The sequence below is a fragment of the Thalassococcus halodurans genome (assembly GCF_900108225.1).
In the GTDB taxonomy this organism is placed as follows: Bacteria; Pseudomonadota; Alphaproteobacteria; order Rhodobacterales; family Rhodobacteraceae; genus Thalassococcus; species Thalassococcus halodurans.
This window is the reverse complement of the sequence record NZ_FNUZ01000001.1, coordinates 401,575-421,956: the sequence shown is the minus strand read 5'-3', so window position 1 is coordinate 421,956 and position 20,382 is coordinate 401,575. Positions and strand designations below refer to the sequence as shown.

The 20,382-nt window shown below is 58.4% G+C and carries 20 protein-coding genes and 1 tRNA gene; 13 read left to right on the top strand and 8 right to left on the bottom strand.

Features of this window, described 5'->3' with window-relative positions:
• Positions 1 to 208: 208 nt before the first annotated feature.
• Positions 209 to 1,348 carry a glycosyltransferase gene (locus C4S59_RS02135; RefSeq protein ID WP_103908820.1) on the bottom strand — a complete coding sequence of 380 codons (1,140 nt, stop codon included), beginning with the start codon at positions 1,346 to 1,348 and terminating at the stop codon, positions 209 to 211.
• Between the two features lie 85 nt (positions 1,349 to 1,433).
• The gene (locus C4S59_RS02130; protein WP_160006729.1) at positions 1,434 to 2,324 is read right to left on the bottom strand and encodes a LysR family transcriptional regulator; all 891 of its coding nucleotides are present in this window, start codon (positions 2,322 to 2,324) and stop codon (positions 1,434 to 1,436) included.
• Between the two features lie 99 nt (positions 2,325 to 2,423).
• Between C4S59_RS02130 and C4S59_RS02125 the strand changes: the two genes are divergently transcribed.
• A complete protein-coding gene (locus C4S59_RS02125) occupies positions 2,424 to 3,434 on the top strand; it encodes a four-carbon acid sugar kinase family protein (protein WP_103908818.1) in 1,011 nt (336 codons plus the stop codon).
• Complete coding sequence (locus tag C4S59_RS02120) at positions 3,431 to 4,117, top strand: FadR/GntR family transcriptional regulator (RefSeq protein WP_103908817.1); 687 nt, start codon at positions 3,431 to 3,433, stop codon at positions 4,115 to 4,117. The genes C4S59_RS02125 and C4S59_RS02120 overlap by 4 nt, the downstream gene beginning before the upstream one ends.
• Here the strand turns inward: C4S59_RS02120 and C4S59_RS02115 are convergent.
• From C4S59_RS02115 to C4S59_RS02100, 4 genes are read right to left on the bottom strand one after another with little or no spacing between them, the layout of a single operon-like run.
• Positions 4,114 to 5,229 carry an iron-containing alcohol dehydrogenase gene (locus C4S59_RS02115; protein ID WP_103908816.1) on the bottom strand — a complete coding sequence of 372 codons (1,116 nt, stop codon included), beginning with the start codon at positions 5,227 to 5,229 and terminating at the stop codon, positions 4,114 to 4,116. The two genes, C4S59_RS02120 and C4S59_RS02115, sit on opposite strands and share 4 nt — an antisense overlap.
• A complete protein-coding gene (locus C4S59_RS02110) occupies positions 5,226 to 6,128 on the bottom strand; it encodes a dihydrodipicolinate synthase family protein (RefSeq protein ID WP_103908815.1) in 903 nt (300 codons plus the stop codon). Before C4S59_RS02110 ends, C4S59_RS02115 begins: the two co-directional genes overlap by 4 nt.
• A complete protein-coding gene (gene pdxA, locus C4S59_RS02105) occupies positions 6,125 to 7,072 on the bottom strand; it encodes a 4-hydroxythreonine-4-phosphate dehydrogenase PdxA (RefSeq protein WP_103908814.1) in 948 nt (315 codons plus the stop codon). The genes C4S59_RS02110 and pdxA overlap by 4 nt, the downstream gene beginning before the upstream one ends.
• 2 nt (positions 7,073 to 7,074) lie before the next feature.
• Positions 7,075 to 8,226 (bottom strand): sialidase family protein, encoded by a 1,152-nt coding sequence (locus C4S59_RS02100; protein ID WP_103908813.1) that lies wholly within the window; start codon positions 8,224 to 8,226, stop codon positions 7,075 to 7,077.
• A gap of 169 nt (positions 8,227 to 8,395) precedes the next feature.
• Between C4S59_RS02100 and C4S59_RS02095 the strand changes: the two genes are divergently transcribed.
• The 8 genes from C4S59_RS02095 (at position 8,396) to C4S59_RS02060 (ending at position 17,491) form a co-directional block, all read left to right on the top strand.
• On the top strand, positions 8,396 to 9,298 hold the full coding sequence (locus C4S59_RS02095; protein WP_103908812.1) for a DMT family transporter: 903 nt from the start codon (positions 8,396 to 8,398) through the stop codon (positions 9,296 to 9,298).
• Positions 9,299 to 9,484: 186 nt separating this feature from the next.
• Positions 9,485 to 10,987, top strand: coding sequence for an ABC transporter substrate-binding protein (locus tag C4S59_RS02090; protein WP_103908811.1), 1,503 nt, complete (start codon positions 9,485 to 9,487; stop codon positions 10,985 to 10,987).
• Positions 10,988 to 11,040: 53 nt separating this feature from the next.
• Entirely contained in the window at positions 11,041 to 11,955 is a 915-nt protein-coding gene (locus tag C4S59_RS02085; RefSeq protein ID WP_103908810.1) for an ABC transporter permease, read from the top strand.
• A 9-nt stretch (positions 11,956 to 11,964) separates the two neighbouring features.
• Positions 11,965 to 12,894, top strand: a complete 930-nt coding sequence (locus C4S59_RS02080; protein WP_103909387.1) for an ABC transporter permease — start codon at positions 11,965 to 11,967, stop codon at positions 12,892 to 12,894.
• Positions 12,887 to 14,515: an ABC transporter ATP-binding protein gene (locus C4S59_RS02075; RefSeq protein WP_103908809.1), complete on the top strand. Its 1,629-nt coding sequence runs from the start codon at positions 12,887 to 12,889 to the stop codon at positions 14,513 to 14,515. Before C4S59_RS02080 ends, C4S59_RS02075 begins: the two co-directional genes overlap by 8 nt.
• 1 nt (position 14,516) lies before the next feature.
• Entirely contained in the window at positions 14,517 to 15,458 is a 942-nt protein-coding gene (locus C4S59_RS02070) for a 2-hydroxyacid dehydrogenase (RefSeq protein WP_103908808.1), read from the top strand.
• 1 nt (position 15,459) lies between these two features.
• Positions 15,460 to 16,503 (top strand): DUF475 domain-containing protein, encoded by a 1,044-nt coding sequence (locus tag C4S59_RS02065; protein ID WP_103908807.1) that lies wholly within the window; start codon positions 15,460 to 15,462, stop codon positions 16,501 to 16,503.
• Positions 16,504 to 16,534: 31 nt separating this feature from the next.
• Positions 16,535 to 17,491: a 2-hydroxyacid dehydrogenase gene (locus C4S59_RS02060; RefSeq protein ID WP_103908806.1), complete on the top strand. Its 957-nt coding sequence runs from the start codon at positions 16,535 to 16,537 to the stop codon at positions 17,489 to 17,491.
• Here C4S59_RS02060 and C4S59_RS02055 read toward each other — a convergent pair.
• Both C4S59_RS02055 and C4S59_RS02050 read right to left on the bottom strand, forming a co-directional pair.
• A complete protein-coding gene (locus C4S59_RS02055) occupies positions 17,488 to 18,165 on the bottom strand; it encodes an SDR family NAD(P)-dependent oxidoreductase (protein WP_103908805.1) in 678 nt (225 codons plus the stop codon). The two genes, C4S59_RS02060 and C4S59_RS02055, sit on opposite strands and share 4 nt — an antisense overlap.
• A 139-nt stretch (positions 18,166 to 18,304) precedes the next feature.
• Positions 18,305 to 18,379 (bottom strand) — tRNA-Thr (locus tag C4S59_RS02050).
• A 97-nt stretch (positions 18,380 to 18,476) separates the two neighbouring features.
• On the opposite strand from C4S59_RS02050, the gene C4S59_RS19620 reads away from it, so the two are divergent.
• Genes C4S59_RS19620 through C4S59_RS02040 form a run of 3 tightly spaced genes read left to right on the top strand, consistent with a single transcriptional unit; the run spans position 18,477 to position 20,379 of the window.
• On the top strand, positions 18,477 to 18,635 hold the full coding sequence (locus C4S59_RS19620) for a hypothetical protein (RefSeq protein WP_200813148.1): 159 nt from the start codon (positions 18,477 to 18,479) through the stop codon (positions 18,633 to 18,635).
• The gene (gene murA / locus C4S59_RS02045; protein WP_103908804.1) at positions 18,635 to 19,903 is read left to right on the top strand and encodes a UDP-N-acetylglucosamine 1-carboxyvinyltransferase; all 1,269 of its coding nucleotides are present in this window, start codon (positions 18,635 to 18,637) and stop codon (positions 19,901 to 19,903) included. The genes C4S59_RS19620 and murA overlap by 1 nt, the downstream gene beginning before the upstream one ends.
• Positions 19,900 to 20,379: a DUF2948 family protein gene (locus C4S59_RS02040; protein ID WP_103908803.1), complete on the top strand. Its 480-nt coding sequence runs from the start codon at positions 19,900 to 19,902 to the stop codon at positions 20,377 to 20,379. Before murA ends, C4S59_RS02040 begins: the two co-directional genes overlap by 4 nt.
• Positions 20,380 to 20,382 lie beyond the last annotated feature (3 nt).

Sequence of the window (20,382 nt, the reverse complement as noted above, 5' to 3'; positions counted from 1 at the left end):
GGCCGAGTTTTGCTATCAGATAGTCAATCTGATGATTTGCAGGGCGTGAACTTGGCCCCCTTTGGTTTCATATACACGATCAAACCACAGAAATATCCACAAGCGATTTCAATGGTTTCGATGGTAATTCCCTTATCACGACGGGCAAAATGGCGTCACTCGGCCAAGAAGCCGGTAAATCAATACTTTGCAGGAAGGTGCTAAAGTCTCAGCGATTTGCCAGCGTACGCTGAATTTCTGCTTCCAGTTTTTTAAGCAGAATGTCGTTGTCGAAACGCTGTTCAGCGACCGTGCGTGCGTCGAGTGCCATTTGCGGGCGGTTGGGCGCGGCAAAGGCTTTGGCGATAGCTTTGGTAAAGCCCGGTTGGTCATATTCATCCACCAGAAAACCGGTGCGGCCTTCGTCGATCGCCTCGGGGATGCCGGCGTGGTGGGTGGACACGGTGATACAGCCGCAGGCCATGGCTTCTTGGATGGCGGTGGGCAGGCCTTCGGTGTTGCCGTCTTTTGCGGTGACAGAGTGCTGCAAAAAGAACTCGGTCGTTGCCAGCACTTTGCGGACCTCTTCATGCGGGAGTGCACCGTGGAATGTCACCCGATCACTTACACCCAACTGGGCGGCCAACGCCTTAGTGTCGTCAAACAGCGGGCCGTCCCCGATGAAATCCAGCGTTGCTTCGGGAATGTCGCGCGTGGCTTCGGCAAAACTTTGCAAGGTTGTCAGCGGCGCTTTCTTTTCGACGAACCGCCCAACGGCCAGACAGGAGTTCGGGCGTTTTTCGGCAGGTTGAAAGCGGCGCACATCCACACCGGACGGAATGACATGAGCATTCTTATGCCGCACTCCATAGCGGGCGAGGTTATCCAGCAGGAATTGCGAGACCGAAAAGACGCCAGCCAGACGCGGCATCATCAACCGGTAGGCGCGCTGGATGCGTTTGGATTGCAGCGCTTTCGATGCATCCGTGCCGCGATAATACGTGAAGATCGGGATCGCCAGTTCGTTGGCCAAAGGCGCCAGAGCAAGCGCCTGCGTGCCGAATTCAGCCAGAATAACCTCAACACGTTCGCGTTCCAGAAACTCGGCCAAGGCCCGCTTGCCGGACCCGAAAGGCAGGCGTGATGTAGCATGTGCGACGTTGTTCCAGAGCGCCCAGAAGGGTAGGCTGATCAGGTCTTCGCCTGTCAGTTTCGACCGGCGTACGAACAAGGGTTTGCCATAAGGGTCTTCGCCGTTGCTGCGACCTGCGATCACGACGGTATTGCCCCCGAACAGGTGGGCGATATGCCGGTTGATAAAGGTTTCCCCCATGACGTGATAGTCCGAGGTGCCAATCGCTGCGCGCATCTGTGTCTTCCGTTCGCAAAACTCTTGCGCCCCATATCAATTGGGGGCGTCGGCGACAATCATGTGATGTTTGGTGGATGGCGGATCAGTTCTGAAATGTCGCTTCGATCAGGGCAGCGACCTCGGCGATGATCGGATCGGGCTCTTTCGGGCCCAACGCCATATACATGTCGGCAGTTGCATCCATCGGCTGCTCGATTTCTCGGATGACGGTGTCCGCTTGGGCGATCTTGCGGTTGCAGGCAGGAACAATGCTTAGGCCAAGGCCCTGATTTACAAGCGACATAATCGTGTGGCTTTGGGAAACGGAAAACCGTAGGCGTGGCGAAACACCCTGCGCATTCAACATCCCCTGAACAATCCCGATCAGAAAACCGCCGCGATCTGCGGCAAAACCGATAAAGGGTTCGTCGTCCAGATCCCTCAGACTGACATCTTCCTTTTCGGCCAGCGGGTGACTGCGCGGGATGGCAAGAACCAGCCCTTCTGACCAGATTTTGCGAAGCGGCAGGGACAAGCGACGCTTGGGCAGACGGAAAATCCCGATGTCCAGCGTGCCCGCCATCAGCGCTTCGATCTGCTCGTAGGTTAGCATTTCGCGTAAAGTGAGTTGAACGCCGGGCAGGGCCTCTTGCAGCTTTTCAACGACTTGAGGGATCAGTTCGATCGCGGCTGACGGTACGAACCCAAGGCTGATTGCGCCGACTTCTCCCAGCTCGGCCTGCCGCGCATAAAGCGTCGCGTTTTCTGTGCGCATCAGGATATCGATGGCATCAACCAAAAGCCGCTTGCCCGCTGCGGTCAACCGAACCGACCGGTTGGTCCGATCCAAGAGCTTGACCCCCACCTCATGTTCCAAGAGCGCGATTTGCCGAGACAGGGGTGGCTGCGTCATATTCAGGCGTCGCGCCGCGCGTGTGAAATTCAGTTCTTCTGCGACGGCAACGAAAGACCGTAGGTGGGTCAGATCGATCATGAAAACATCCCCCTTGTGTGGCTTGGATGTTGTAAAAAATTTCGCAAGATGTAAATCTACAGATGATAAAAATATCAATAAAAGAAGTATCATAGAGAATTGTCTGAACAAATTGGCAAATCCCGCTGGCTGATCGTTGCTGATGACCTGACGGGCGCACTGGATTCCTCTGCGCCTTTTGCCTTGGCTGGCCGTCGTGTCTGTGTCGCAAGCAGGCCGGATGCGCTGCTGGATGCCTTGAATAGCGGGGCTGACGTGGTGGCGGTTTCAACTCGTTCGCGGGAAATTCCGGCAGAACAGGCGCGGTCAATCATGGCGCGGGTTGTGGCGCAACGCCCCGATGATATGCGGCTTTTCAAAAAGGTCGACTCGCGCCTGAAGGGCCATATCGCGGCCGAGCTTTCGGTGTTGCCGGACGTGCCGTTTTTGGTCGCGCCTGCCATTCCCCAATTCGGGCGTGTGGTGCGTGATGGTTGTGTTGACGGCTTTGGTGTTTCTACGCCTATCCCGATTGCGCCGGTCATTGGGCGGCAGGCAGTCATTCCGGAAACACTTTGCGATGCGGATATCGCCAAGGCCGTCGCCGCGGCGCCCAGCGATACGATTTTTGTCGGTGCGATGGGGCTCGCGCAGGCTTTGGCAGGCCCCGCAACGATCAAGCCGCAAGTTTTAAAGGGACGTATCGGAATGGCGATCGGATCGACAGATCCGATCACGCTGGCGCAGCTTGATGTTTTGCGCGGTGCCGGTGTGCCGGTCATCCCTGCGCCTGGCGGCGTTTGGGCGGGTGATGTTCCTGATCAGAGGGCGTCCGTTCTACAGGCCAGTGATGACGGTGTTGTGCATGACCGTGCCGAGGTGGCCGCGCGATTTGCCGCGTCTGCCTCTGCATTTTTGGAAGGACACGACAGCCTTGTTCTGTCAGGAGGAGCAACGGCAGAAGCTGTGTTGGATGCTTTGGGTATGGAACTGCTGGAAATGGTGGGCGAGGCTCTTCCGGGTTTGCCGGTCTCGCGGGCGGACGGGCGTTTGATCGTCACAAAATCCGGTGGCTTCGGCGCGCCGGACAGCTTGCATCGATTGATACAAGAGGCAAAGATCGCGGAATGATTGAGAAGCGACGCAAAAACCTGTCGGATGTTGTGTTTGACAAGATGTATCGTGCGATCAAGTCGGGGGCCTATGCAGACGACGAACGTCTGCCGACCGAAATGGATCTGGCCAACGAAATGCAGGTGTCGCGTCCGGTCATCCGGGATGCCCTTCGCAAGCTGCGCGAACAGGGCCTGATCTATTCGCGGCAGGGGTCGGGCAGCTATGTGCGCCAGCAGGGGCTGCGCGATCCATTGGGGTTTGGCGAATTGGCAAACCTTGGCGATTTGCGCCGCTGCTATGAATTCCGTCTTGTGCTTGAACCCGCAGCAGCCAGATTGGCGGCGGAACGTAGGTCGGACGATCAGCTGTCTAGCTTACACGACGCGCTTGAGATCATGCGCGATGCCACGGCGCGGAACCGTCACCGAGAAGATGCAGATTTCCAGTTCCACCATGCCATCGCCGAAGCCTCGGGCAACACGTATTTTTCTACGGCCCTCGATGCCTTGAAAAGCCACATCGCGGTGGGCATGCAGTTCCACGGACGGTCGCTCAAGCTGACGGCGGGGGGATTGGACCACGTCTATGGCGAACACAGATCGATTTATCAGGCGATTGCGGATCACGATGGCGAAACTGCCGAAACGCTGATGCGCAAACACCTTGAAGGATCGCGCGACCGCCTGTTCGACGGCTAAAGCGCTGCTTTGTAGATCGCTTCGACCTGATCAATGCTCATGTCGCGGGGGTTGTTGTCCATCAGGCGACGAATGGCATGCGCCTCTTCTGCCCATGACCGCAGATCACCCTCGGTCGCGCCGTGATTGCCCAGCTTCATATCGACTCCCAGCGAGGCGCAAAAGGCGTGGGCCTCGGCGCTTACATGCTCTGTGCCGGCACCGGCCTTCAGCCCCAAGAAGGACAGCACTTCAGCGGTCTTTTCAGGACGGTCCGGCTGATTGAACGCCAGAACATGAGGAAAGATCAGCGCATTCGCCAGTCCATGGGGCAGGTGCAGGCGGGTGCCAAGCGGGTAGGCTAACGCATGACCTGCGGCCGTATTTACGGGGCCCAGGCAAATGCCGCCATAATAGCTAGCCAGCATCATGCCTTCGCGCGCTTCGGTATCTGAGCCGTTCTCGACCGCACGCCGCAGGTATTTCCCGACAAGGCCGATGCCCATGCGCGCATAGCTGTCGATCATGTCGTGCGCGCGAATGTTGGTGAAGGCTTCAACGCAATGGGCCATCGCATCAATGCCCGTCGCCGCTGTCACAGCAGCGGGAACCGAAAACGTTAGTTCGGGGTCGAGCACCGCAAGGTCGGCCCCCATAAACGGGCTCTCGACGGCCATTTTGGCTTGGGTTTCCGAATTGGTGACAAGGGCGCGAATGCCGGCTTCCGATCCTGTGCCCGCCGTCGTCGGGATCAGGGCAAGACGGCTCAGGCGCTTGGCCACTTTGTTCGGGCCAATCACATCAGTCAGGCTCTGGCCGCGGTCCCAGAGAACGGCTACGAGTTTGGCGATATCCATCACGGATCCGCCGCCAAGGCCGATGATCAGATCAGGCTTCAGTTCGCCCGCAACATCCAGCGCACGTTCAAGCGCGCGATCATCCGGTTCGGGTGGAATGTCGTCGTAAACCGTGACTGCGCCGCGCAAGCCAAGGCTGGCGACCTTATCCCGCAAAATATCAACGGTCAGAACCAGTACGCGCTGGGCGTCGCCCGCCCATGCGCCGACGGTCGCGACAGAGCCTGCGCCAATCTCAAGGCGAGCGGGTTGGTTGATTGTGATATGCCGGTTCATGCCTGCCCCTCGCCAAGTTGTGTCATCTGCGCCCAAACGTTGCCGCGCTCCGCATCGCTTAGCGGTACCAGCGGTGCCCGCAGGTTCAGCCAGTCATTGTTACCCCGACGACGGGCAACCATCGTTTTTACTGTGGGCAACTGGACGTAGGCATTGGTCAAAGTGCGCCAGTCATTGATGCGCTCTTGGGCCTTTGCGACAACCTCTGCGTCGCCAGACTGCCAGTGGTCCCAAATTTGACGCAGGCTGTCGGCGCGAAGATTGGAGGTCGCCGTGATGCAGCCTGCGCCCCCCGCTTGCAGCAGGGGGAGGAGTAGGGGATCAGCGCCAGCCAGAACCGAGAACCCGGGAAAGCGCTGGATCATGGCTTTCATATTCTCGATGTCACCGGCACTGTCTTTGATACCAACGACGGTGTCTGGAAACGCGTTCAAAAGCCGGTCGATCAAGTCGTGCGACAGGGGCACCTGTGTGACCTGCGGGATGTGATAAAGCACGACCTTGAGGCGGCTATCTGCGACGCCTTTGATCACGTCGGAATAGAACCGGAACAGCCCGTCGTCGCTGACCCCTTTGTAGTAGAATGGCGGCAGTAGAACGCAGCCCAAGACGCCATTGTCGACGGCATGGCTGGTCAGTTCGATGGTCTCGGGCACATTGCATGTCGATGTGCCGGGCAATAGCTGATTGCCCGCAACGCCAAAGCCTTTTGCGGCCTCAAGCAATGCTTTGCGTTCACTGACCGAGTAGCTGTTTGCTTCGCCCGTCGTACCCAAAAGGGCGATACCATGGCAGCCTTCGTCCAGAAGCGCGCGGCAATGTTCTGCAAACAGCTCAAGCCGGACCTGACCATCTGTGCCAACGGGGGTTGTGGCGGCGCTGAAAACACCTTGGATCATGTGTTTTTTCCTTCCACGAGGCGTCGGGCGTAGGCGATCGCCTCTTTCATGTTTCCGTGGTCCGCAACCCCAGTGCCGGCGATGTCAAAGGCGGTGCCGTGATCAACCGATGTGCGGTCGATGCGCAGGCCGACAGACACGTTCACGGCCGTATCAAAGGCCACCAATTTGATCGGGATGTGGCCCTGATCATGGTAGTTTGCGATGACCAGATCAAATGCGCCGTTGTGAGCGCGGGCAAAGACCGTATCGCCCGGAATGGGGCCGGTCACATCAATGCCTTCGGCCTGTGCCGCCTTAACGCCGGGGGCAATCAGGCGATCATCTTCATCGCCAAAAAGCCCGCCTTCGCCGCAATGGGGGTTCAGGCCCGCCATAGCAATGCGCGGGGCTTTGATGCCGATGCGCTTCAGGTGGTCGTTGCCCGCGCGGATGGTTTCAAGGACGCGTTCGGGCGAGGTGCGCGCGATGGCGTCTTTCAAAGACACGTGGGTCGAGGTGTGGATGACCTTCAGACGCTCGGACGCAAGGATCATCCATGCGCCTTTCTGCCCCGTCAGCGCGGCCAGCATGCCTGTGTGGCCGTCGTAATGGTGACCCGCCGCATTTAGCGCGGCCTTATTGATCGGCGCAGTGACAATGCAGCCGATTTCATCGTTCAGCGCGGCGCGAACCGCCGCTTGGATAAAGTGAAACGCGCCATCGCCCGCGCGTTTGTCCTCTACGCCGAAGGGCAGCGGCGCGCCTTCGACGGGGATGTCGGTGAATGCATAGTCGGCGTCGGGCGACAGGCCGGTCTGCACGACCTTTTCGGCAGCCAGAAGCGTTTCGCGGTTGCCGAAGACACGGGTTTGGCTGCGGTCCTCGGCGCTCATTTCCGCCAGCGCCTTTAGCGTAATTTCGGGGCCGACGCCTGCGGGGTCGCCCATGGTAATGCCAATCATCTTCAAACCTTCAGTTCAGCCGCCGGAATGCGCAGGTGTGCAATGGCCCGCCGGTGGTAGGTAAAGCATACGTCGATGTCGCCATTCGGCGCCTCATTCAATGCAGGGTAAGATAGTTCGTGGTTGCGGCCATCTTCGCTGTCGTTGGACAGGCAGGTGCCGGGGCCGTCCATCAGCATGATCCGGTCAGGAAAGCTGTGGCCGCCGTCGCTGGACAGGGCAAGGATCAAAGGCGCGCGTCGCACGCCCCAGATGGCATCGCAGCCGCCGTCGGCTTCGGGTCGTTCATCGTCATAAAGTTCGTCATAAAGCGATGCGCGGCGGCTAGGGTCCATTGCGGCGTTTACCGGGTTGCAAACAATGCCAATCCGTCCGTCCGACAGCATGCGTGCCGCGATCGAGCTGTTGTTGTTCGGGACGTCCGTCGGCTGCGGGCTGGTCCAGCTTTCGCCGCCATCGGTGCTTTCGCAGCGATAGACGTAATCCGCCTGCCTGCGGCGGAAAAAGGCGGCGTAGTGGTCTGGGCCCAGCGGAACCAATGTCATGTGCACGCAACCGACCGAGTCCGGAACCTCAACGCGCCGCCATGTTTCGCCGTTGTCAGCGCTGATCGCAACAGATGCGGTGTCGTGGCGGCCTGTCCAGCGGGCTCCGGGGCTGTGGGTGCAGTGAAACAGCGGTAAAAGCCACGCGCCATCTGCCCGGATTTCGGGGCGGGCGCGCACGAAACTGCCTAAGGGCAGCGGAAGTGCGCGCGTCTCGCCGTTTAGGTCGCGCATCTGGATGGTGCACCGGTCCTGATTGCCGCCGGGCTGTGCCGTATGGATCAACAGATGCCGTCCGTCAGGCGCATCGAACAGAACCGGGTTCTGTTCCGAGTGATCGGGGTCATCGGTAAGCTGTTCCGCGTCGGACCACCGTCCGTTTTCCAGCGTCGATTTGTGGATGCAAATGTCTGCTTTGCCCTCAAGCCCGCCAGCAAACCACGCACAAGTCAGGTTGCCGTCAGTTCCACGAAGCAAGAAGGCCGCGTGGTTCTGAACGCGCGGGGATGGAAGGAAGGCAAGCTGCCGCCCGCCACCTGCGGGCCGCAACGCGCCATCCATATGTTTGGCGATGCTTTCCGGGGTTGTGGGTGGTGGTTCGGGAATCATGTCTTCGCAATCCTGAATTTTTGTCGATAAGGGTCAATTGATTTAGAAGTTGTCAAGTTGATAGATTTGTAAATTGAAGAAAAATTGGTAAATTTATCGAATTAAAACAATGAAAAACAATGGGTTAAATTGGCAGCGATTATTTTGATGATTTTTTGTGTTTACAAATATGATGATATGGATGTTTTCTCTGATTGCTGACTGGAAGGACACGCATTTGGAGCGAAACGCACTAATAGGGGTAGCGATCATGTTGGTCGTCGCGGTCGCGAATACGATTGATACTCTGATCGTACGTGTCCTTGCCGGGCAGGTTTCCCCGTTTTTTATGGCTTTTACGCGCGCCGCCTTCGGGCTTCTGGCGATGCTGCCTTGGATTTTGCGTCGTCCCGAAATTCTGGTGACACGCCGCTACGGGTTGCACCTGCTGCGCGCGGGATTGAAGCTTGCGTCGCTATTGCTGTTGTTCCTTGCGTTGGCACAGGCGCCCTTGGTGATGGTCACGGCCATCGGCTATGCCGCGCCGGTATTCGTGTCGATCGGGGCATGGATCGTCTTGCGGGAACGTCCGCGGGCATTGCGCATCTTGGCGGTCATTATCGGATTTGGCGGCGTTCTGGTTCTTCTGAACCCGCGCGGTGCATCGTTCGAGCCAGCCCTGTTGTTCGCCTTTGCGTCGGCTTTGTTGCTGGCTGCGATCCAGTTGATGCTTAAGGTTATGGGCGCGCGGGAAAGCAGCGAAACGCTGGTCGCATGGAACCTCATTGCCACCGTTCCGATTGCGTTGATCCCGGCGATTTGGTTCTGGGCCACGCCAACGCCGGTCGAATGGGCGTTGCTGGCATTGCAGGGGGCAATAGGGGCGTTCAACCAGCTGATGGTGACGCGCGCATTTCAATATGCCGATGCCTCTTTGATCGCGCCCATCGACTTCATCCGGCTTCCCTTGATCGCGGCCGCCGCTTGGTGGGCCTTCGGTGAAACGGTCGGAATGACCGCCTGGATCGGGTCCACGATTATTCTGGTGTCGACCATTCTGATGGCGCTGAGCACGCGGAGGATTTCTGCATGAGCACAATGCCTCGAATGAGCCAAATGATACCCATAACGCATCACTGTAATTCAATTTTGGGGATATCACACAGGAGGCAATCCTTGTGAATCACCGGCGTCGGTCAGGGAGGACAGGCGCAACAAGGATCCCGCCGGGCAAGCAGCAGCCCGGATTGCGGGACAGCTGCACAGAGGAGGAAAGTTAATGAATTTAAAAGCTTGTCTTAAGGGAACAGCGCTCGCGATGGTCGTGGCCTTGCCCGCCATGGCGCAAGACAATGCCGTCACCGTCGTCCTGTCGGAAGAGCTTGATCTGGTTGATCCGTGCATGTCATCGCGGTCCAACATCGGTCGCGTCGTTTTGCAGAACATCGCCGAGACGATCACCGAAATGGTTCCGGGTCAGGGCCTGCAGCCGCGCCTTGCGACCGAGTGGGAAGACATGGGCGGTGGCACATGGCGTTTCCACCTGCGTGACGGTGTAACCTTCCACGATGGCAGCGCTTTTGATGCCGAAGACGTGGCGCATTCCATTGCCCGTACAACCGGCGACAAAATCGTGTGCGAGATCGGCGCCAAGTATTTCGGCGGGATGGAGCTGACCACAAATGTTGTGGATGCGAACACCATCGACATCACTGCCGATCCTGCTCAGCCGATCCTGCCGCTTCTGATGTCCACAATGACAGTGGTGCCTGCGGAAACAGCGGTCGACAGCTTTGTCTCCACGCCGGTTGGCACAGGCCCCTACACGTTTGACGAATATAACGTAGGCCAGAACATCAAACTGTCGGCGAACCCGAACTACTGGGGTGACCAGCCTGCGGTTCAGTCCGCAAACTACGTCTTCCGTTCCGACAGCGCGGTTCGCGCCGCGATGGTTCAGACCGGCGAAGCAGACATCGCGCCGAACATCGCGCTGCAGGATGCGACCAACGACGCCATGGATTACTCCTACCCGAACTCGGAAACGGTGTACCTGCGCGTTGATCACAATATCGCACCGCTGAACGATGTGCGCGTGCGCAAGGCGCTGAATCTCGCTGTGGATCGCGAAGCATTTGTGGGCACCATCCTAGCCAACGGTACGCTTCTGGCCACCGGCATGACGCCGCCGTCGACCATCGGTTACAACACGGACCTGACGCACTACGCTTATGACCCCGAGCAGGCCAAAGCGCTGCTGGCAGAAGCCAAGGCAGATGGTGTCGATGTGGATCAGGAAATCACGCTGATCGGTCGGACAGGCAACTTTGGCAACGTGCTGGAAACCATGGAAGCGCTGACAGCGATGTTCCAGGACGCCGGTTTCAACATGAAGCTGGAAATGTACGAAGTCGCCGAATGGGAGAACTTCTATTCCAAGCCCTTCGCTGAAGATCGTGGCCCGCAAATGGTTCAGGCACAGCACGATAACGCCAACGGCGATCCGGTGTTCTCGATGTACTTCAAATACGCTTGTGACGGTCTTCAGTCCGGCGTGTGTGATGAAAAGATCGACAGCATGATCGCGGATGCGACAGCCTCCGTTGGTGCTGAACGCGAAGCCAAGTGGAAGGACCTTTTTGCCTACATCCACGAAGAAAACGTGACAGATGTCTTCCTGTTCCACATGGTTGGTTTCAGCCGCGTAGGCGAACGTCTGGACTTTGAACCGACGATCAAGACGAACTCCGAGCTGCAGTTGGCTCAGATCTCGTTCAAGTAAACGCATGATCAGAGGGCGCCGCGTTGCGCCCTCTGGCCTCAAGGGGGGCTTAAATGACCGCTTTCTTACAGAAACGTGCCTTTGCCAGCCTGATTTCCCTGATGGGACTGGTGGTTCTGGTGTTCTTTCTTTCCCGACTGACAGGTGATCCGACAACCTTGTACCTGCCTGTCGACGCGTCGCTGGAAAGCCGCGAACAGTTTCGCGAACTTCACGGCCTGAATGATCCGATCCTTGTACAGTTTGGCCGTTACGTCGGCGATCTCGTGCAGTTTGATTTCGGCATGTCGATCCGCCGCTCTGCCCCCGCGATCGATGTGGTTTTGCAGGCCTTTGTCTGGACGCTTCAACTGGCGCTGATCACCATGACGCTGGTCACGGTGGCCGCGATTGTCATCGGGTCCATTGCCGCCTTCCATATCGGTGGTGTGTTTGACCGCATCGCAACGTTCTTTTCGCTGATCGGTGCCTCGGCCCCTGATTTCTGGATTGCGATCATTTCTATCGTGATCTTTTCGGTCGGGCTTGGATGGCTGCCGACATCCGGCACCGGCACGGTCTGGCACTGGATTTTGCCCATCGCCGTTCTGTTTATCCGTCCCTTTGGCCTGATCCTTCAGGTGGTGCGTGGGTCGATGGTGTCGACGCTCAGTTCGGCTTACGTCAAGACCGCACGCGCCAAAGGGCTTCGCAACAAGCCGATCATCTTTGTTCACGCGCTGCGTAATGCGATGTTGCCGGTCATCACCGTGATTGGCGACCAAGCCGCCGCGCTGTTGAACGGGGCTGTGGTGGTCGAAACGATCTTTGGCTTTCCCGGCGTTGGCAAACTGATGATCGACTCGATCCTGCAACGGGATTTCACCGTTGTTCTTGCCGCGATCATGGTCACCGCTGTTGCCATCTTTGTCATGAATATCCTGATCGACATTCTCTACGCGGTGCTTGATCCGCGCATCCGGTACTGAGCTATGACCATGACCGATACAAAGACCCTTCCGCCCCAAAACATCCCCGCACAGACGCATCCGGCCAAGCAAATCCTGATGATGCTCTGGCGTGACAAGCTGGCGTTTTGTGCGGCGATTTTCATCCTGATCGTCATCTTCTGCGCCCTGTTCGGTGCGCCGTTGCTTGAGGATGTGGCGACCAAACAAAACCTGCGTGGCCGGAACGCGGCACCTTTTGATTTCTCGAAGGACTGGGTGTTCTGGCTGGGGGGCGATGCACTTGGACGTCCGCTGCTGGCGCGCATCGTTGTGGCGTCGCAGAACACCTTGATGGTCGCAACAGGCGCTGTTGTTGTGTCGCTGGCCATTGGCACAACGCTGGGCCTGATTGCCGGTTACACAACGCGCATGGGCAGCCAGATCATCATGCGCTTGGCGGATGTCATTATGTCGTTCCCGTCGCTTCTGTTGGCTGTGATCGTGCTCTATATGCTCGTGCCATCGGTCGGGAACCTGATCATCGTTTTGGCGATCACGCGTATCCCAGTTTATCTGCGGACCTCCCGCGCCGAGGTGTTGGAAATTCGCGAACGCATGTTCGTGCAGGCAGCCCGCGTTATGGGCGCATCCACCAACCGGATCGTGTTCAAACACATCTTGCCGGTCGTGTTCCCGACGCTTGTCACCATCGCGACGCTGGATTTTGCCTTTGTCATGCTGGCAGAAAGTTCGCTGTCCTTCCTCGGGATCGGCATCCAGCCGCCCGAGATCACATGGGGCCTGATGGTTGCCCAGGGCAAAGCCTATCTTACGACCGCTTGGTGGCTGTCCTTCTGGCCGGGTCTGGCGATTATTCTGACCACCCTGTCTTTGAACCTTCTGTCGAACTGGATGCGCGTTGCGCTTGATCCGGTCCAGCGCTGGCGTCTTGAAATCGGGAAAAAGTCCAATGGCTGATCACTTGTTAGAAGTCCGCAATCTGTCGGTCGATTTCCACACAGCCCAAGGCACGGTCCATGCGGTCCGCGATGTCAGCTGGCATCTGGATCGCGGCGAAACGCTGGCCATTCTGGGCGAGTCCGGTTCGGGTAAATCGGTGTCCGCTTCGGCCATCATGAACCTGATTGACTGCCCCCCGGGCGAGATTGTGTCGGGCGAACTGCTTTTTGACGGGCAAGACCTGTTGAAGATGACAGACGATCAGCGCAGGGATCTGAACGGGCGGCGCATTGCGATGATCTTTCAGGATCCGCTGAGCCACCTTAATCCGGTCTACACCGTGGGCTTTCAGATCGCCGAGATTATGACGGCCCACGGCACGCCCAAGGATGAGGCGCGCGCCCGTGCGCTGGAACTGATGGAGCGGGTCGGCATCCCGAATGCCGCCGATAAGATCGACAGCTATCCGCACGAATTTTCCGGCGGTCAGCGTCAGCGTCTGATGATCGCGATGGCGTTGGGCATGAAGCCGGATATTCTGATTGCGGACGAACCCACGACCGCTTTGGACGTGACGGTTCAAGCGCAAATCCTTGATCTTCTGGAAGAGCTTCAGGCGGAAACCCAAATGGGCCTTCTGTTGATCACGCATGATCTTGGCGTGGTGGCCGAAGTTGCGGATCGTGTGGTGGTGATGAACTCGGGCGAGATTGTCGAAACCGGCACTGCGACGCAGGTGTATCACAACCCGACCCATCCTTATACCAAACAGCTGATCGGTGCCGTTCCCGGAACAGGAGAAATGGCCGAGCCGATGGATACGGCCATCAAACCCATCCTTGAGATCAACAAGATGGGTAAAAAATACGGTGCCTTCACCGCCCTTCAGGATGCCAGCCTGACAGTTCTGCCCGGCGAAACCGTTGCCATTGTCGGCGAAAGCGGGTCGGGCAAATCGACTTTGGCCAAAACCCTTTTGCGGCTGGAAGACGCCACTTCCGGCGAGGCGCTTTATCAGGGGCGCGATCTGGTGACGATGGATGCCGCCGAACTGTTCGCGCTTCGTCGCGAAATCCAGATGGTGTTTCAGGATCCGACCCAGTCGCTGAACCCGCGGATGTCGGTCTACGATATCATTTCCGAGGCGTTCGTGATCCATCCCGAAATCCTGCCCAAGGAAAAATGGACGGCACGCGTTCAGGAATTGCTGGAACAGGTCGGCCTGAATGCCAGCCATATGTACCGCTACCCCCACCAGTTTTCCGGTGGTCAGCGTCAGCGGATTGCGATCGCCCGCGCCCTAGCGCTGGAACCCAAGCTAATCGTCTGCGACGAAGCGGTTTCGGCCTTGGACGTATCCATTCAGGCGCAGGTCATCACCCTGCTGAATCGCCTGCAAGAAGAACTTGGCCTGTCCTATCTTTTCATTGCTCACGACCTGCCTTTGGTGCGCGATTTTGCCCATCGGGTGGTGGTGATGCAGGGCGGTCGCATCGTCGAACAGGGGCCTGTCGCGCAGATTTTCGACGCGCCCCGCGAAATATATACGCGCAATCTTTTGGCCGCGTCGCTGCATCCCGACCCCGAGGTGCAAGCCGCCCGCCGCGCAGAACGTCTAGACTTGCAGGAGGCCGTCTGAAATGGACAAGCCTGATATTCTCGTCATGTATCCAGCCCGTCCCAAGGCCATGGCACAATTGGAAGAAACCTACACCCTGCATCGTTTGGATCAGGCAGAGGACCGCACGGCGTTTCTGGCCGAATACGGCCCGCGCTGTGTGGGGATCGTCACCAACGGGCATTCGGCGTTGACCCGTGCTGATCTGGAGTATCTGCCGAACCTGCAAATCGTGGCGTGTTCCTCGGCAGGATTTGAAACCATTGATGTGGCCGCGCTGGCTGAACGCGGCATTGCGTTTACCAACACCTCGAATGCTTTGATCGACGACGTGGCAGATGCGGCGTTGATGCTGACGCTGGCTTGCCGTCGCGAATTGATCAACGCCCACGCCTATACGGCGTCAGGCGACTGGGGTCGCAAAGGCATGTACCCCTTGTTGTCGTCGGTACGTGGAAAGAAGGCCGGTATCGTCGGTCTGGGCAACATAGGCAAAGCCATCGCACGGCGGTTCGAGCCTTTGGGGCTTGAGATCGGCTATACTGCGCGCAGTGCAAAGCAGGTCCTGCACCGCTATTTCGAAAACGTCACCCAACTGGCCGAATGGTCGGACATCCTTGTTGTGATCGTTCCGGGCGGTCCTGATACGGATGGCATGATCAACGCCGACGTGCTCAAGGCGCTCGGCCCGACGGGCACCCTGATTAATGTCGCACGGGGATCGGTGGTGAACGAAGCCGATCTGATCGAGGCGCTTAGCACAGGCAAGCTCGGGTCTGCGGGGCTGGATGTTTTCTATAACGAACCCAACCCCGACCCGCGACTGACCGGTTTGCCGAATGTTACGCTGTACCCGCACCATGCCTCGGGCACGGTCGAGACACGTGATGCAATGGCCCAGTTGGTCGTCGATAACCTTGCCGCCCATTTTCAGGGCCAGCCCCTTTTGACGCCGGTGGTTTGATATGTCCGAGTCTTCTTTACTGCACTACTTCCGTTGGGCGTTCATCGTTACTGCGCTTGGTCTGATCGGCGCCTTCGCACTGGGGTGGAGCTATTCGGGCCACCTGTCAGGTGCGCTCAGCTTTCTGTTCATCGGGTTGATCCTGTCGGTCTTGGAAATCTCGCTTTCCTTCGACAACGCCATCGTCAACGCCAACAAGCTGAAAACCATGACGCCTGTCTGGCGGCAGCGCTTTTTGACGTGGGGCATCCTGATCGCCGTGTTCGGCATGCGGATCGTCTTTCCGCTTTTGATCGTGGTGATCGCGGCTGGCATCGGCCCGATCGAGGCCATCGTGCTGGCTGCATCCGAACCCGACGAATACGCCCGAATTATTGGCGAGGCACATCTGTCCATCGCCGCTTTTGGCGGGGCCTTTTTGATGATGGTCGCGCTGAGCTATTTCATCGACGAAGGCAAAGAGGTCGACTGGATCCGCACGCTGGAAACGTGGCTGCGCAAGGCCGGATCGGTCAAAGGGGCCGAAGCGGCTTTTGTTCTGCTGATCATGCTGATCTTCGGCTGTGTGCTGCCCGAACAGGACGAAGGGCGCTATTACTTTGCCGCGATCTGTGGGCTGCTGACCTATCTGGCCGTCGACATGCTGGGCCACATTCTTGATAAGGCCGATGCGGCGGACACCGTCGCCAAGGGTGGTATCGGTGCGTTCTTGTACCTTGAAGTCCTGGATGCGTCGTTCAGCTTTGATGGTGTCATCGGGGCCTTTGCCCTGACCCAAAACCTGTTCCTGATCGCTATCGGTCTGGGCATCGGCGCGATGTACGTCCGTTCTATGACGATTATGCTGGTGGAAAAGGGCACGCTGTCCGAACTGCGGTATCTTGAACACGGCGCCTTCTGGTCGATCCTGATCCTGTCGGTGATTATGTTCTCGCAAACCGTCTGGCACGTGAACGAGGTGATAACAGGCCTTTTGGGCGCGACGTTCATCGGCTTGGCTTATTGGTCATCCGTGCGGTACCGCCGTGAAGACAGCGACGCGTAAATCCCTCTGAATAAAAGAAACGAGAATTCTTATGACCCGTTTGCGCGTTGCCATTCTGGAAGCCTTTGATCCTGTCATGCAGGCCCGCATCCAGGATATCGTCGGGCCGGACTTTGATCTGATCTTCCCGGCCTCCAATTCCGAAGAGGATCGCATCACGGCCTTGTCGAATGTGCGCTACGCTGTCGTCCGCGCGGTGAAAATGCCCGCGTCGATGTTGGATGCCGCACCCGATCTGGCGCTATTGCATCAATGGGGCACAGGTACTGACGGCCTGCCGGTTTCAGAGGCGCTGGCCAAGGGGCTGACGGTGGCCCGTTCTCCTGGCAAGAACGCGGCTTCTGTCGCGGATCACACCATTGGGCTGATGCTGGCCGTCATGAAGCGGATATGCGTCGGTGACGCACGCGTCCGTGGAGGAGACTGGCTCGAACCCGGTATTTACGAAAAGGGCAGGGACCTGAACGGTGCGACTGTCGGGCTGGTGGGCTTCGGGGCGATTGCGCAATGCGTCGCGCGCCGCCTGTCCGGCTTCGACTGCGAAGTGCTCTATACCCGCAGGTCGGGCGCGTTGGAGGGCCACGCTGGCCATGTCTCGTTCGATGAGCTGATTGCGCGTTCCGATGTTGTCAGCCTGCACGCACCGCTGACCGAGGCCACACGCCATCTGATCAATGAAGATACCTTGGCGCGCATGAAAAAAGGCGCGTTCCTTGTGAACACCGCACGAGGGGGCGTGGTCGATCAGGATGCGCTGCTACGGGCGCTTGAGACCGGTCACATCGCGGGTGCTGCCCTCGATGTCTTTGACCCCGAACCCTTTCCGCTGGATCACCCACTACGATCGGCTCCGAACACAGTTCTTACGCCGCACATGTCCGGTGGGACGCAAGACAACCTTGCACGGATCGTGGGGCACTGGGCCCAGAACGTACGCAAGCATGCAGAAGGCGCGGCACTGGACCAAGGTGATCTGGTAACCGCCTAAAGCGATCCGCCTGCGCAGACCACGATGTCTTGACCGGTGATGCTACAGGCGCCGTCGGACAGTAAAAAGCCGACGGTCGACGCGATTTCGGACGGTTCGATAAAGCGGCCCATGGGGGGCGTTTTGGGGGCTTCGCCCGCGCGGTTCGGATCGTCCAACATGGGTGTTCGGGTGGCTCCGGGCGACACAATGTTGACCGTGATCCGACGCGCGACCATCTCGGCCGCGACAGACCGCGCCAAACCGCCAAGCGCGGCCTTGGACGCCGCATATTGAGACCGGCCGGCCAAGCCTTTGGCTACACGGCTGCCGACCAATACGACCCGCCCGCCATCGAACATGTTTGGCAAGATACCCTGCATCAACTGGCTGGCGGCATCCACATGAAGACGCCACATCGCAGCGGCACTTTCAGCATCGATATGCTCAATAGGTCCGACACGCAGAACGCCCGCCGCGTGGACCAGAGCATCAACTGCACCTAATTCCTCAATGACACGCGCGGTGTCCTCGCGGTCGGATAGATCCACAGGGAGGCTTGTGAATTGCGGATCAGAAATGTCAGGCGCCCGTCGGCTAAGCCCGATGACATGCCATCCTTGGGCAAGCAGATAATCCGTCACCGCCGCTCCGATTCCCGAACTGCACCCAGTCACCACAGCTGTTTTGGTCATGTCCGATCCTCCCGCAAAGAATGTACAATCGAAGGCAAGAAGACACCATGCAGCCGGCTATTCATTCTGGGTATCAATGCCCGACATCATGACCGGGTACTGAAAACGCAGATCAGGGGCAGATTTACTTCTGGGAAAATGGTGCTGCTGGAGAGAATTGAACTCTCGACCTCTCCCTTACCAAGGGAGTGCTCTACCTCTGAGCTACAGCAGCGCCGTGCCGTGTTGGCGTGGGCGGGTCTCTAAAGGCAATTTTGCGCTCACGCAAGCGCAATCTGGACCCTTTTTCATCGCTTCGTTAAAGACGTGTTATGGAGCAAAGTACAGGCACCCCCAAAAAGCCCGCCGATGATCGGGATGCACGGCTGAAAGCTGCGCTCAAGGCGAACTTGGCGCGGCGCAAAGCGCAGGCCCGTGCGCGCAATGATAACGCGCCGCGGGACGACGAAAACAAAGAGGATAAGAGCTGATGGATTCAATCGTTGTGACAGGCAATGGCCCGCTGAACGGGCAAATCCCCATTGCCGGGGCGAAAAATGCGTGTCTGACGTTGATGCCTGCCACGCTCTTGTCGGAAGAGCCGCTGACGCTGACCAACGCGCCGCGCCTGTCCGACATCCGTACAATGACGACGCTGCTGCAGTCGCTGGGGGCCGAGGTGTCTTCGCTGCAGGACGGTCAGGTTCTGGCAATGTCGAGCCACGACATTTCGAATCACAAGGCGGAATACGACATCGTTCGTAAGATGCGCGCATCCATTCTGGTACTTGGCCCGATGCTGGCGCGCGACGGTCATGCTGTCGTTTCGCTACCCGGTGGGTGTGCGATTGGCGCGCGTCCGGTCGACCTGCACTTGAAGGCATTCGAGGCGATGGGCGCAGAGCTTGATCTGCGTGATGGTTACGTCTTTGCCAAAGCGCCCGGTGGTCTGAAGGGCGGCATCGTCGATTTCCCGATCGTGTCGGTTGGTGCCACTGAAAACGCGCTTATGGCCGCGACACTGGCCAAGGGCACGACCGTGATCAAAAACGCGGCGCGCGAACCCGAAATCGTCGATCTGGCAGATTGCCTGCGAAAGATGGGCGCGCAGATTGAAGGCGATGGTACCTCGACAATCACCATCCAAGGCGTGGATCGCCTGCACGGTGCGACGCACAGCGTTGTCACCGACCGGATCGAATTGGGCACCTATATGCTGGCGCCTGCGATCTGTGGTGGCGAGGTTGAATGCCTTGGCGGTCGGATCGATCTGATCGGTGCGTTCTGTGAGAAATTGGATGCGGCTGGCATCAACGTGGAAGAAACCGACAAAGGTCTGAAAGTGTCCAACCGTCACGCCCGCGTTCGCGCCGTCGACGTGACGACCGAACCTTTCCCAGGGTTCCCGACAGACCTGCAGGCGCAGATGATGGCACTGCTGTGTACCGCCGAAGGCACCTCGGTTCTGGAAGAGAAAATCTTTGAAAACCGCTTTATGCACGCGCCGGAATTGATGCGTATGGGCGCCAAGATCGACGTTCATGGCGGCACGGCCACTGTGACAGGTGTTGAGCGCCTGAAAGGTGCGCCAGTGATGGCGACCGATCTGCGCGCGTCTGTTTCGCTGATCCTTGCGGGTCTGGCGGCGGAAGGCGAAACCATTGTGAACCGTGTCTATCACCTTGATCGCGGCTACGAACAAGTGGTGCGCAAATTCTCTGGCGTGGGCGCGAAAATCGAACGGGTAAAAGCCGAATGACCGAAGACGCACGTTTCGAAGACGGGCAGGACAAGCCTCTGAACCTTGGTGCCATGGATGTGGATGACCTGCAGGTCATCTCCGCCTTGGCGCAGGACGGGGTGTTCACCATTGGCGATATGCGCTGGATGCCCAAGGAACGGCGTTTTGCGATTCTGATCAACCGTTTGCGCCGCGAAGATGTGGATGCAGCCAAGCGGGCAGGGCGCCCGCCGGAACGAGTGCGGTCGCTTCTGGTTGTGGATCACGTGTTGGGTATGGCCAGCCAAGGCGTGGATCGCAGTGATAGCGATACGGTCATGGCGGTCTTGTCGGTCAACTTCACGCCCGGCACGGACGCAGACGGTCAGGTTGAATTCGTGCTGGCCGGCGATGGCGCCCTGCGCGCGAACGTCGAAGCGTTGGAAGTGTCGCTGAAAGATGTGACGCGCCCCTACAAGGCCGTTTCAGGACACGTGCCCGACCATTCTGAATAATCT